The organism is Ectobacillus sp. (assembly GCF_056992975.1).
The window spans coordinates 1-13,820 of record NZ_JBXKMX010000178.1 but is presented as its reverse complement, the minus strand read 5'-3'; the positions used below and the strand labels follow the sequence as shown (position 1 = coordinate 13,820).

At 39.0% G+C, this 13,820-nt stretch carries 12 protein-coding genes; 11 read left to right on the top strand and 1 reads right to left on the bottom strand.

Annotation, left to right across the window (positions count from 1 at the left end; genetic code table 11):
• A partial coding sequence (locus AC11ZT_RS08090) for an Orn/Lys/Arg family decarboxylase (RefSeq protein WP_484059112.1) occupies positions 1–527 on the top strand: 527 nt, incomplete at its 5' end.
• 80 nt (positions 528–607) lie between these two features.
• Here AC11ZT_RS08090 and AC11ZT_RS08085 read toward each other — a convergent pair.
• Positions 608–2,317, bottom strand: a complete 1,710-nt coding sequence (locus AC11ZT_RS08085; RefSeq protein ID WP_484059111.1) for an Rqc2 family fibronectin-binding protein — start codon at positions 2,315–2,317, stop codon at positions 608–610.
• A gap of 105 nt (positions 2,318–2,422) precedes the next feature.
• Between AC11ZT_RS08085 and AC11ZT_RS08080 the strand changes: the two genes are divergently transcribed.
• The 10 genes from AC11ZT_RS08080 to rsmB all read left to right on the top strand — a co-directional run bounded on the left by AC11ZT_RS08080 (position 2,423) and on the right by rsmB (position 13,800).
• On the top strand, positions 2,423–5,140 hold the full coding sequence (locus AC11ZT_RS08080) for a cation-translocating P-type ATPase (protein WP_484059110.1): 2,718 nt from the start codon (positions 2,423–2,425) through the stop codon (positions 5,138–5,140).
• 97 nt (positions 5,141–5,237) lie between these two features.
• Positions 5,238–6,113: a YicC/YloC family endoribonuclease gene (locus AC11ZT_RS08075; RefSeq protein WP_484059109.1), complete on the top strand. Its 876-nt coding sequence runs from the start codon at positions 5,238–5,240 to the stop codon at positions 6,111–6,113.
• A 61-nt stretch (positions 6,114–6,174) separates the two neighbouring features.
• Entirely contained in the window at positions 6,175–6,450 is a 276-nt protein-coding gene (remA, locus tag AC11ZT_RS08070) for an extracellular matrix/biofilm regulator RemA (protein WP_379970247.1), read from the top strand.
• A gap of 13 nt (positions 6,451–6,463) precedes the next feature.
• Positions 6,464–7,081 (top strand): guanylate kinase, encoded by a 618-nt coding sequence (gmk, locus tag AC11ZT_RS08065; RefSeq protein WP_484059108.1) that lies wholly within the window; start codon positions 6,464–6,466, stop codon positions 7,079–7,081.
• 2 nt (positions 7,082–7,083) lie between these two features.
• A complete protein-coding gene (gene rpoZ / locus AC11ZT_RS08060) occupies positions 7,084–7,296 on the top strand; it encodes a DNA-directed RNA polymerase subunit omega (RefSeq protein ID WP_379967140.1) in 213 nt (70 codons plus the stop codon).
• A gap of 128 nt (positions 7,297–7,424) precedes the next feature.
• On the top strand, positions 7,425–8,627 hold the full coding sequence (gene coaBC / locus AC11ZT_RS08055; protein WP_484059107.1) for a bifunctional phosphopantothenoylcysteine decarboxylase/phosphopantothenate--cysteine ligase CoaBC: 1,203 nt from the start codon (positions 7,425–7,427) through the stop codon (positions 8,625–8,627).
• On the top strand, positions 8,624–11,026 hold the full coding sequence (gene priA / locus AC11ZT_RS08050) for a primosomal protein N' (protein ID WP_484059106.1): 2,403 nt from the start codon (positions 8,624–8,626) through the stop codon (positions 11,024–11,026). The genes coaBC and priA overlap by 4 nt, the downstream gene beginning before the upstream one ends.
• 11 nt (positions 11,027–11,037) lie before the next feature.
• Positions 11,038–11,514: a peptide deformylase gene (gene def, locus AC11ZT_RS08045; RefSeq protein ID WP_484059105.1), complete on the top strand. Its 477-nt coding sequence runs from the start codon at positions 11,038–11,040 to the stop codon at positions 11,512–11,514.
• 13 nt (positions 11,515–11,527) lie between these two features.
• Entirely contained in the window at positions 11,528–12,469 is a 942-nt protein-coding gene (gene fmt / locus AC11ZT_RS08040; RefSeq protein WP_484059104.1) for a methionyl-tRNA formyltransferase, read from the top strand.
• Positions 12,466–13,800 carry a 16S rRNA (cytosine(967)-C(5))-methyltransferase RsmB gene (rsmB, locus tag AC11ZT_RS08035; protein WP_484059103.1) on the top strand — a complete coding sequence of 445 codons (1,335 nt, stop codon included), beginning with the start codon at positions 12,466–12,468 and terminating at the stop codon, positions 13,798–13,800. The genes fmt and rsmB overlap by 4 nt, the downstream gene beginning before the upstream one ends.
• Positions 13,801–13,820 lie beyond the last annotated feature (20 nt).

Here is a 13,820-nt window from a genome sequence, read left to right as displayed (position 1 = left end):
CATTTGCTATGGATCCTACCAAGCTCCTTATCTCAGTAAAAAATCTTGGGATTACGGGGTATGATGTAGAAGTATGGCTTCGTGAAAGGTTTCATATTGAGGTTGAATTATCTGATCTTTATAATATTCTTTGTATAATTACAAATGGTGATATGGAAGAAGATTTGCGGACGCTTGTCCATGCATTAAAGGAACTTTCAAATGAATGTAGCGATCTTAGAGATATTCATATAGAAATGCCTGTTTTATTACCAAGTATACCGGTACTTGCCTTAACTCCACGTGACGCATTTTATGCAGAAACTGAAGTCATTCCTTTTGAAGAATCAACTGGTAGAGTGATTGCTGAATTTGTTATGGTGTATCCCCCAGGTATTCCTATTTTTATCCCAGGTGAAATCATAACAGAAGAAAATCTTATCTACACAAGAAGGAATCTAGAAGCTGGTATTCCTGTTAAAGGAGCCGAAGATTATGAATTGCAATCATTACGTGTTATAAAAGAACATAAACATCCCGCTGGTTAAGTAGAGAAGTATGTGATTTTATGAATCAGAACGAAATAAACGGATAGAAGCTCTATTTTGAGAGATTCTATCCGTTTATTTTATTTTTTTAATCGCATAACGATGTCTGCTTCCGGAGTAACATACACGGTTTGTTGATGATCGTATGTCACAAAACCAAGCTTACCTCCGCTTGGTTTTTTAACGTATCGGATTTTCGTAAAGTCAACCGGTACGGAGCTGGAATGCTTTGCTTTGCTAAAGTAAGCGGCAAGCGTAGCTGCTTCTATAATAGTTTGCTCACTCGGCTCTGTTGCTCGGATCAGAACATGAGAACCTGGTATATCCTTCGTATGAAGCCATATTTCATCCCGGCGCGCAAAGCGATGCGTTAAGTATTCGTTTTGTTTATTATTCTTACCGATTACAACTTCTGTTCCATCACTGGACGTATAGAAATCAAGAATGGGCTTGCTAATACTCTTTTTCTTCATTTTTTGTGCTCGTTTGCGTATATACCCTTCTTCAGCTAACTCTTCCCGAATTTCTTCTATATCCTTTTGAGAAGCTGATTCCATCTGCTGGAGCAGGCCTTCAAAATATAAAATTTCTTCCTTCGTTTTTTCGATTTGTTCCATCACGACGGTTACAGAGTTTTTCGCTTTCTGGTATTTGTGAAAATAGGCTTGTGCATTCTCTGATGGCGTTTTTAATGGATTTAAAGAAATGGAGATAGTAGCATTTTGTTCGTCATAATAATTGCTAACTTCCGCAACCATGTCCCCTTTTTGTATGGCGTAAATGTTTGCCGTTATCAATTCACCAAGCAGCTGATAGTGGTCAGCCTTTTCTGCACTTTGTAACGTTGCTTGTAACTTCAGTAATTTTTTCTCATTTTTCGCTAATTCATTTTGAATAAACTTTTCTAAATCATGCGCTTGCTGCTTTACACGATCACGGTTATCTTTACTAAAGAAAAAACGATCTAACAGCTCGCCTAACGTTGCAAATTCCTTCACTTCTCCTGTTAGATGGGTAAGAGGTAACATATAGAAATATTCCTTGTTCCCCGATACAACCATTGTCGGTGTATACTGGTGGTTTTTCAGTTTTTCTAATGTTTGGAAGAAGGAATTTTCCAAGGCTGTTTCGTTTGCTAATCCAGCTAATGAAAGAATTTCCTTCGTTAATAGAGGAGACATTCCGGAAAATGAAGTAACTAGTTGTTTGTCCATTTTCCCTGCTAAAAAATCAAGTGGTTTGAGAAAGTCTTCCTTTGATTCAATCCGTAACGGATTTTGTTTATGCTGTGATGGCGGAGCAATGTAAGTTCCTCCAGCATAAACAGTTCGATATCGATTTACGTTGGCAGAGATGTGTTTTAAACTGTCTAATATTGTGTTGGTATTCGTTTCTACTAAAATGATGTTACTATGGCGTCCCATAATTTCAATAATTAACGTTTTGAGCGATTCATCGCCAATTTCATTTCGGCTCCTTACCTTAATATGTACAATCCGCTCAAGCTCATCTTGCCAAACTTCTTCTATAATACCTCCTTCTAAATGCTTTCGAAGAAGCATACAAAACATAGGGGGGGAAGAAGGCGTATCGTAGTTTTGAGTGGTAAAGTGCATTCTAGCATAGGTAGGATGTGCTGAGAGAAGCAGCTTACAATTTTTTCTTTGAGAGCGAATGTGTAAAAGAAGCTCGTATTTGGATGGCTGATATATTTTTGAAATCCGTCCGGATAAAAGTGGCTCCGCTATTTCATGAACAATGGCTCTAGTAAATAATCCATCAAAGGACATAGTTGTTTTCCTCCTTTGCAATTCCAACTAATGTTTTATTATAGCATGTTTTAGGACGAGTCTGAATATGCTGTCAGTAGAGAAGAGAAGCTGAGGTGAAATGAGATGAACTGGTATGAACTGCGTACACATGAAGTAGAAAAGGCAATGAAAACGAATGTGTCGATGGGATTAACAGAGATAGAAGCAAATAATCGCTATAAACAATTCGGTTCAAATGATTTGCGTATAACGAAACTTCCATCTGCATGGAGCGTATTTATCGCTCAGTTCAAGGATTTTATGGTCCTCGTTTTACTTGGTGCAACGATTATTTCTGCGCTACTAGGAGAACTAGTCGATGCTATCGCTATTGTTGCGATTGTCCTAATTAATGGGATACTTGGCTTTTTTCAAGAGCGTAAAGCAGAAAAATCACTTGAAGCATTGAAGGAATTAGCATCACCCCAGGTCACGGTTATGCGAAATGGAAAATGGATAAAGATTCCTTCTAAAGGTCTCGTTAGAGGGGACGTCATAAAATTCATGAGTGGTGACCGAATTGGGGCTGATATTCGGGTTGTTGAAGCGACTAGCTTATACATAGAAGAGTCCGCCTTAACGGGTGAGTCGGTTCCGGTTCAAAAAAAGGTGGAAGCAATAAGCAGTGATCATATAGGGCTCGGGGACCAAACGAATATGGCGTTTATGGGTACGATGGTAACGAGAGGTTCAGGAATAGGTGTTGTTGTAAATACAGGGATGAATACAGAAATGGGAAAGATTGCAGATTTGCTTCAAAGTGCGGAAGAAAATGAAACTCCGTTGCAACGACGACTTGAACAGCTTGGAAAAATTTTAATTGTAGTAGCGCTACTGTTAACAGCACTTGTTGTCGTGATCGGGGTATATCAAGGAAACAACATATATAATATGTTTCTTGCTGGTGTATCCTTAGCGGTAGCAGCAATTCCAGAAGGATTACCAGCAATTGTAACGGTAGCTCTGTCGTTAGGTGTACAGAGAATGATTAAGAAAAATTCGATTGTCCGTAAATTACCTGCTGTAGAAACACTAGGTTGTGCTTCTGTTATTTGTTCCGATAAAACAGGAACGATGACGCAAAATAAAATGATGGTTACCCATCTCTGGTCTGGTGGAGAGATTTGGAATGTAACAGGAAAAGGGTACAATCCATCGGGAGAATTTATGCAAAATGGTAAAAAAATCGTACCGACCAGTGTTTCCTCTTTGCAACAATTGCTACAATTTGGGGTGCTTTGTAATCATGCAACTATCGTGAAAAAAAAGAAAGATTACGTGTTAGACGGAGATCCGACAGAAGGCGCCCTAATTGCAGCTGCCATGAAGGCTGGTTTTACAAGAGAGGTGCTGCAAGCGCAATATAAGATAGAAAAAGAATTTCCGTTTGATTCTACTCGTAAAATGATGAGTGTGATTATAAGGGATTCAAAGGGGAAACGTTTTGTCGTGACCAAAGGGGCACCCGACGTTCTGTTACAACTATGCAGCAGTATTTTATGGGCGAATAGAGCACAGTCTATGTCCATTCATAAAACAGAAGTACAAGAAGCTATTTCACAGCTTGGCTCAAAGGCGCTGCGAACGATAGCCTTAGCATATAAGCCCTTATCAAGTAACGAAGTGATTGTGGATGAACGAGATGCAGAAAAAAACTTATTGTTCGTGGGGTTACAAGGAATGATGGACCCACCAAGACCAGAGGTAAAGGCAGCTGTACACCAATGTAAGGAAGCAGGAATTCGTACGATTATGATTACTGGAGATCATAAGGTGACAGCGATGGCCATTGCCAAGGACCTTGCCATATTACCTGAGGACGGGAAGGTTGTAGATGGAGAAGCGTTATCTCGTATGTCGGTTGATGAATTGGAAGAAATTGTAGAAAAGACATATGTGTTTGCACGTGTATCACCCGAGGATAAATTGAAAATAGTAAGAGCTCTTCAAAATCGAAATCATATTGTAGCTATGACCGGGGATGGTGTAAACGATGCTCCTGCGATTAAAGCATCTGATATTGGAATCGCAATGGGGATTTCTGGAACAGATGTGGCAAAGGAAGCCTCTTCACTCATTTTACTCGATGATAACTTTGCTACGATTAAAGAAGCAATTGAGGAAGGTAGAAATATCTATGAAAATATTCGAAAATTTATTCGATATTTACTAGCTTCTAATGTAGGAGAAATTCTTGTCATGTTATTTGCAATGGTATTGGCACTTCCGCTTCCTCTAGTTCCTATTCAAATATTGTTAGTGAATCTTGTGACTGATGGTCTTCCAGCGATGGCTTTAGGATTAGATGCTCCTGAGGAAGATGTGATGAAGAGAAAACCGCGTCATCCGAAAGAAGGGGTATTTTCCAGAGGATTAGGATGGAAAATCATAAGTAGGGGCTTTTTAATTGGATTTGTAACTCTACTTTCTTTCATTATTTCAAATAACCAAAATCCAAACGATCTAAACTACGCACAAACTGTTACATTTGCTACCCTTGTTTTGTCTCAGCTTATACTCGTATTTGATTGTCGAAGTGAGCATTCTATCTTTCATCGTAATCCTTTTGGCAACTTATACGTAGTAGGTGCAGTTCTCTTATCGATGCTTGTTATGCTCGCGGTTATTTATTATGAGCCGCTTCAATTAATCTTTAATACGCGTCCAATAGAGGCTAGAGACTGGCTTTTAATTGGTGCATTATCAGCGATTCCAACCTTTTTATTAGTGGGTTCTATATTTACGAAGCATAAAATGAAAAAAAGACCACTCTTTATGAAGGGAGAAGTGAACTATAAATAGTCAAGGCAATGCAAATATGTTATTATTTTATATGGTAGTAGAGAAACAATCTCTATTACCTTTTTCGTTAAGAGATATCATTATTGGATGTGATAAGATGATTTCGAGTATGACAGGATTTGGACGAGCAAAGATAGAGCGGAATGCATTTGTAATTACTGTAGAAATGAAATCGGTTAATCACCGCTTCTTAGAAACTAATATACGACTGCCTAGACATTTGATGATATTTGAAGATAAGGTGAAAAAGGTAATCGCTTCCAATGTACGTCGGGGACGGGTTGAAGTTTCGATTTCGGTTGAAGGAGAAGGACTTGTTAAAAGAAAGTTGCGGGTAGATTGGGAGCTATTAGAGCAGTACAAGGAAATCATGGTTTTAGCAGGTAATAAATTTAACTTACCTACTACCATTACCACGCAACAGCTATTAGCAATGCCTGACGTTACTTCAATTGAAGAAGCTGAAAAAATAGATGAAGAGTTTGAAGGAAGTTTGTATGAAGCGGTTTCTTTAGCCGTGACCATGATGAAGGGGATGCGAGATAGAGAAGGCATGCAGCTACACAATGACTTACTTAAACGTATTGAAATCATTGAAAATTGTGTCCAAAGTATTACTCCCCTCTCATCGGTTATCGTACAAAAATACCGGGAACGGTTAGAAGCAAGGTTGAAAGAAATAGGAAGTGTGGAGTTCGATGAACAACGAATTTTAACAGAAGTAACACTGTTTGCAGATCGTTGTGATATTCATGAAGAATTGGTAAGGTTACAAAGCCATTTTGAACAATTTCGCGAAACGTTGGAAAGCAATGAATCCATTGGTCGTAAGCTTGATTTTCTCGTTCAAGAAATGCATCGTGAAATGAATACAATTGGATCAAAAGCAAATGATGGAACTATTTCAAAATATGTTGTAGAAATGAAAAATAACCTTGAAAAAATCCGCGAACAGGTACAGAATATTGAATAGCTGTCTATACAGTTTAGTAGCTTAGGAATACGGTTAGACTTACTAGGAGGCACAGGTGACCATGTTGCAATTTTTGAATATAGGATACGGAAATATCGTGTCTGCTCATCGTATCATTGCGATCGTCAGTCCAGAATCAGCACCTATTAAGCGTCTTGTGCAAGAAGGACGTGAGCAAAACATTCTGTTAGATGCAACGTACGGTCGGAAAACAAGAGCCGTTATCATTATGGATGACGGGCATATTGTACTAAGCCCCATTCAGCCGGAAACAATCGCTCAAAGGTTAAATTCAAGCAACAAGGACGACAAAGAAGAGATTAGTGACGAAGGGTAGGGTTTACATACATATGAGAAGAGGAAGAGGATTTCTGATTGTACTTTCTGGACCTTCAGGTGTAGGGAAGGGTACAGTTCGAAAAGCATTGTTTGAACAGAAGGATATTCAATTGCATTACTCTGTGTCTGCTACGACGAGAAAACCACGCGAAGGTGAAGTACACGGTGTAGATTATTTCTTCAAAACAAGAGAAGAGTTTGAAGAAATGATTGCAAAAAATGGCCTTTTAGAATGGGCCAAATTTGTTGATAACTACTATGGAACACCCATTGACTATGTGGAAAAAACATTGCAAGAAGGAAAAGATGTTTTTTTAGAAATTGAAGTACAAGGAGCTATGCAAGTTAAGAAGGCTTTTCCAGATGGCGTGTTTATCTTTTTAGCTCCTCCAAGTTTGTCTGAATTAAAAAATCGTATCGTATCACGCGGAACTGAAACTGAAGATGTTATTCAAAATCGCTTAACAGTTGCGAAGGAAGAAATTGACATGATGGACGCCTATGACTATGTCGTTGAGAATGACGAAGTAGAACTAGCTTGCGAACGGATTAAGGCAATCGTTATGAGTGAACATTGCCGCCGCGAGAGAATTGCCAAGTATTATAAACAAATGACGGAGGTTGATTGAATATGTTATATCCATCTATAGACTCTTTATTACAAAAAATTGATAGCAAGTACACACTAGTTACGGTAGCTTCTAAGCGCGCTCGTGAAATGCAAGAAAAACACGATTGCATGGTTGAAAATCCTGTTTCTGATAAATGTGTAGGTAAAGCATTAGAAGAAATTGAAGCAAAGATTTTAAATTTTGAACCATATGGTGAAAAGAGTCCGAAATAAGACGATACTCTTTTCGTTTAAACCATTTTAGTGACGACAACCTATTCACACTTAGGTTGTTATTTTTTTACGATAGAGAATCCCAAAGTTGGGGAAGTTTCATTTGAAGAGAAATGGGGCGAAATAAAATGTTAAAAGGAAAGAAAATATTAGTATGTGTTTCAGGTGGAATAGCTGTTTTTAAGGCGGCTGCTTTAACGAGTAAACTTACGCAAGCAGGTGCAATCGTAAAGGTTATTATGACAGAATCTGCACGTAAGTTTGTTACGCCACTTACTTTTCAAGCCTTATCACGTCATGATGTGTATACCGATACATTTGATGAAAAAGATTCTTCAGTAATCGCGCATATTGATTTAGCTGATTGGGCTGATCTTACCTTAATTGCCCCAGCTACTGCGAACGTAATAGGAAAGCTGGCAAATGGTCTTGCTGATGATATGATGTCCACTACATTACTAGCTGTAACCTCACCTATCTTTATTGCCCCAGCTATGAATGTACATATGTATGAGAACCCTGCGGTTCAAAAAAACATAAAAACGTTGGAGCAATTTGGCTACCATTTTATTGAACCCAATGAAGGTTTTCTAGCATGTGGATATGTGGCTAAAGGCCGGATGGAGGAGCCCGAGACGATTGTTGCCATGCTTGAAACGTTTGTTTCTCGCGATTTACCACTACAAGGCAAACGAATTCTCATTACAGCAGGCCCTACCCGTGAAAGAATTGATCCGGTTCGATTTATGACGAACTTTTCTTCAGGAAAAATGGGATATTCCATAGCGGATGAAGCCGTACAGAGCGGAGCTGAGGTTATTTTAATATCAGGTCCGACCAATCTACAACCTCCTGCGGGTGTCCGTGTAGTGAACGTAGAATCAGCGGAAGATATGCTACGCGCTGTATTAAATGAGTATGATGCGGTGGATGCAGTTATTAAAACAGCTGCGGTAGCTGATTATCGTCCGAAAATAGTTCATAAGGAAAAAATGAAGAAAAAGGCAGACGATCTTACACTTGAATTAGAAAGAACACCAGATATTTTAAAAATACTTGGCGAACGAAAAACGAAGCAAACACTAGTAGGATTTGCTGCTGAAACAAATAAAGTAGAAGAATATGCAAAAGGAAAGCTAGCGTCAAAAAATTTAGATATGATTGTTGCTAACGATGTATTAGCTGAGGGTGCGGGTTTTGGAACGGATACAAATATTGTCACGATGTACAAGCGAAATGGGGAAATTGTTTCTCTTCCTAAGTTAAGCAAGCAACAGGTAGCCATACATATTTTAACGGAACTCAGCCATTTCTTAGGTGAGAAAATATGAAAATAGCGAGTGTAATCGTGGATGTTCCGGCGAAACAGACGGACCGACCATTCGATTATAAAATTCCAAACCGCTTGGAAGACCTTGTACAAACAGGAGTACGGGTTGTTGTACCATTTGGATCTCGCAAGCTACAAGGCTTCGTAATTGCTACGAAAGATACACTGGATGTTGAAATTGATAAATTAAAGGAAATTGAGACCTTGCTAGATGTTACGCCAGCTTTAAATGAAGAAATGCTACAACTGGGATTCTGGTTAGCAAAGGAAACTCTTTGCTTCACTATTTCTGCCTTTCAAGCCATTCTTCCAACAGCGATGAAAGCAAATTATAATAAACATCTTGTTATGCGTAACTTGAAAGCAGCCCCGCAAGAGTTGCAACTGTTATTTGGTGAGCAAAATTCGGTAGACTTTAGCGCTATTGATGAATCTTATTATCGGTTTATTCGTCAAAGTGTTGCTGATGGAGCAGTTGAGGTTGTATACGATGTAAAGGATCGCGTTCAAAAAAAGAAACAACGTATTGTATGGCCGCTAGCTAGCAAACAAGAATTAGAAGAGATTGTCCAAACATTACGTAGTGAAAAACAACAAGACATTCTATATTACTTTCTTGAAAATAGTGAGCCCATATCTCTCCATCAGCTAAAAGAACAATTACAAGTGACGGATGCACCTGTAAAGGCATTGGAAAAGAAAGGGCTTTTACAAACAAAATATGTGGAAGTATATCGTAATCCGTATGATGATGATAGCTTTGAAAAAACAACATCACTTATGCTGACGGATGAGCAGCAAGAGGCGATGACGAATCTTCTCTCTAGTATTAACGAAAAGCAGCATGATGTATTTTTACTTTATGGAGTTACAGGAAGCGGTAAAACAGAAGTCTATTTGCAATCAATTGAAGAAGTTATTAAGAAGGGGAAAGAAGCCATCGTACTCGTTCCGGAAATCGCATTAACACCACAAATGGTCGAACGATTTAAAGGTCGATTTGGATCGCAAGTTGCCGTTTTACATAGCGCTTTATCAGTTGGAGAAAAATATGATGAATGGCGAAAAATTCAACGGAAAGAAGTAAAAGTTGTAGTTGGCGCTCGCTCAGCTGTATTTGCCCCTTTTGAAAACCTAGGTATTATTATTATTGATGAAGAACATGAATCAAGCTATAAGCAGGAGGATAATCCCCGTTATCATGCAAGAGATGTAGCGATTGAGAGAGGCATTCATCATCAATGCCCAATTATTTTGGGAAGTGCAACTCCAACCCTTGAAACATTTGCCAGAGCGAAAAAAGGTGTGTATAAGCTCCTTACTATGAAGAAAAGAATGAATAATCAAATGATGCCATCAATGGAAATTGTTGATATGAGGGAGGAACTTAGAGAAGGAAATCGCTCTATGTTTTCTAAAAGTTTATATGAAAAGATTGCAGATCGTCTTCAAAAACGACAACAAAGTATTTTATTTTTGAATCGAAGGGGGCATTCTACTTTTGTTATGTGCCGAGATTGTGGTTATGTTTTACAATGCCCACACTGTGATATTTCTCTTACATATCATCGAAAGCAGGAGAAATTAAAATGTCATTATTGTGGGTATGAGCAACCCATTCCAAATGTATGCCCAGCATGCGAAAGCGATTATATTCGTTTTTTCGGAACTGGAACACAAAAGGTTGAAGAGGAATTGCAAAAGTTATTTCCAGAGGCTCGTATCATTCGTATGGATGTTGATACAACAAGTAAAAAAGGTTCCCATGAAAAACTGCTAAAAATATTTGGAGAAGGTAAGGCAGATATTTTGCTAGGGACGCAGATGATTGCCAAAGGGTTAGATTTTCCAAACGTTACATTAGTGGGCGTGTTAACAGCAGATACGATGTTGCATTTACCAGATTTTCGTTCCAGTGAAAAAACGTTTCAATTGTTAACCCAGGTGAGTGGCCGGGCAGGACGTCATGAGCTTCCAGGAGAAGGGGTTATTCAAACCTATACACCTGAACACTATAGTATACAGCTTGCAAAAATACAGGATTATGATGTTTTTTTTGAACGGGAAATGTATGTACGTAAACTCCATCAATATCCCCCTTACTTTTACTTAACTCTTGTAACAGTTTCGCATCCTGAATTACTAGCAGCTGTGCACACAACCGAGCAGATTGTATCCATTCTAAGACAAAAATGCTCACAGCAAGCTCTTATCCTTGGCCCTGCCGCCTCGCCGATACCAAGGGTAAAAGATAGATATCGATATCAATGCATGATAAAATACAAACGGGAACCGAACTTACAACAAGTATTACGTCTTGTACTGGAACATTATCAAACAGAAATGGCAAAGCATCAGTTACAGATTTCGATTGATTTTAATCCAACGATGCTCATGTAGTGGAGGAAGTTATGGCAATATTAAATGTAGTGAAGTATTCAAGTAGGGTGCTAGAAACGGAATGTGCACCTGTATTGGTTTATGATAAGAAAATAAGAAAATTGTTAAATGATATGTATGAAACGATGCTTAGCAGTGATGGAGTTGGGCTTGCTGCACCGCAAGTGGGAATAACGCAGCAAATCGCAGTTGTAGATGTAGATGATGAGCATGGACGAATTGATTTTATTAATCCCATTATTATAGAAAAACGAGGAGAGCAAATAGGTCCCGAAGGTTGCCTTAGCTTTCCCAATTTATATGGTGAAGTAACGCGAGCGGAGTATATTAAAGTTCGAGCAAATAATCGCTTTGGTAAAGTGTTTGTACTAGAAGCAGATGGATTTTTAGCTAGAGCAATTCAGCATGAACTGGATCATTTGCACGGTGTTTTATTTACGTCAAAAGTAAATCGATATTATGAGCCTGGCGAGTTAGAAGAAGCATAAAGGAGAGTTTCAAATGGTGAAAGTAGTATTTATGGGAACACCTGATTTTTCTGTTGGCGTATTACGTCGTATACTAGCGGATGGATATGAAGTAATTGGAGTGGTAACACAACCCGATCGACCAGTTGGAAGAAAAAGAGTATTAACACCACCGCCAGTTAAGGTGGAGGCAGAAAAACATAATATTCCAGTGTTACAACCATTAAAAATTAGAGAGAAAAGTGAATACGAGCCTGTACTTGCCTTGCAGCCCGATTTAATCGTTACGGCAGCTTTCGGGCAAATCCTTCCAAAAGAACTACTGGATGCTCCTAAATATGGTTGCATTAACGTACATGCTTCTTTACTTCCAGAATTACGCGGAGGCGCTCCTATACATTACGCAATTATGCAAGGAAAAGAAAAAACAGGTGTTACAATTATGTATATGGTTGAAAAACTTGATGCGGGTGATATTATTACACAGGTAGAGGTACCGATTTTAGAGCATGATTCTGTTGGAACGCTTCATGATAAGCTAAGCATGGCAGGAGCAGAGTTATTGTCAACAACCATTCCTCGTCTTATAGAAGGTACAGTCACACCAATTAAGCAAGATGACGATCAAGCAACATTTGCATCAAATATTAAACGCCAGCAAGAGAAGATTGATTGGAGCAAAGACGGAGAAATCATTTATAATCACATACGCGGTTTGCATCCGTGGCCGGTTGCATATACGACATTGCTCGGTCAAATTGTGAAAGTCTGGTGGGGAGAAAAAATCCAAGCTAGTAGTGCAGAGCCGGGAACCGTAATCAGCATAGAAGATGACGGATTTATTGTTTCAACGGGCAATCAAACCGCAATTAAAATTACAGATTTGCAGCCATCCGGGAAAAAACGAATGACAGGCGCACAATTTTTACGGGGGACACATCTTAGCGTTGGTACAAAGGTAGGAATAGAAGAATGAATAAAAATGTGCGTGAACTTGCACTTGAAGGGCTACTACAAGTAGAAAAAAACGGAGCCTATAGCAACTTGCTGCTAAATCAACTAATTGAAAAGAATAAAATAGCAGGAAAAGATGTGGGTCTACTTACCGAAATTGTATATGGAACAATTCAGCGAAGAGATGTACTTGATTATTATTTAAAACCATTTCTCAGAGGAAATATAGAGCAGTGGGTACGCGTCCTACTACGACTTTCTCTATATCAATTTCTGTATTTAGATCGCGTTCCGGCTCATGCCGTTATTTTCGAGGCAGTGGAGATTGCAAAAAAACGAGGACATAAAGGAATTAGTTCCGTTGTCAATGGTGTGCTTCGCTCCATTCAACGACAAGGTGTTGCGCCCTTGACGGCTATTTCAGATGAAGCAAAACGTCTTTCTATTCGTACCAGTCATCCTGAATGGCTCGTGAAAGAATGGATATCATGTTATGGAATGGAAGAAGCCGAGCAAATTTGTGAGGGTAACTTGCTTCCCCCAGTGGCATCGGCACGTGTAAATGTAAATCGTACTACTATAGAAGAAGTAATTGCAATGCTTGCAAGTGAGGGGGTAGAGGCAAAACCTGGTGTGTTATCAGAAGATGCAATTGTGATAGCAAAGGGGAACGTTGCACATACGAAAGCGTTCCGAGATGGGTTTCTATCTGTTCAAGATGAAAGTAGTATGCTTGTTGCAAGAGCACTAGATCCAAGGGATGGAGATATGGTATTAGATAGCTGCGCTGCACCAGGAGGAAAATCTTGTCACATTGCCGAACGATTACAAGGAACAGGACATGTAGTGTCATTAGATTTGCACCCACATAAAATACGACTTATTGATGCACAGACAAAACGCCTTCATTTGCAAAACATAGAAACAAGGGTACTTGATGCTAGAAAAGTCCGAAATTCGTTTCAAGATGAATCCTTTGATAAAGTGTTAGTTGATGCTCCGTGTTCCGGATTTGGTGTAATTCGCAGAAAGCCTGATATTAAGCTTGGTAAAAAACAGGAAGATAGCGAACATTTATCTCACATTCAGCTTGCAATTTTGCAAGAGATTGCCCCTCTTGTAAAAAAGGGTGGACGACTTGTATACAGTACGTGTACGATTGAACAGTTAGAAAACGAGCAAGTCATTCACGCATTTTTACGGACTCATCCAGACTTTGAGTGGGATGATACTGTTCGGGATCGGCTGCCGCTTGTAGCAAGACCGTATGTGAAAGATGGACAATTGCAAATTTTGCCTCATTATTTCCTTACAGATGGATTTTATATAGCATGTTTACGAAAGAGGGTGTAGCAGCATGGAAATGATGATTG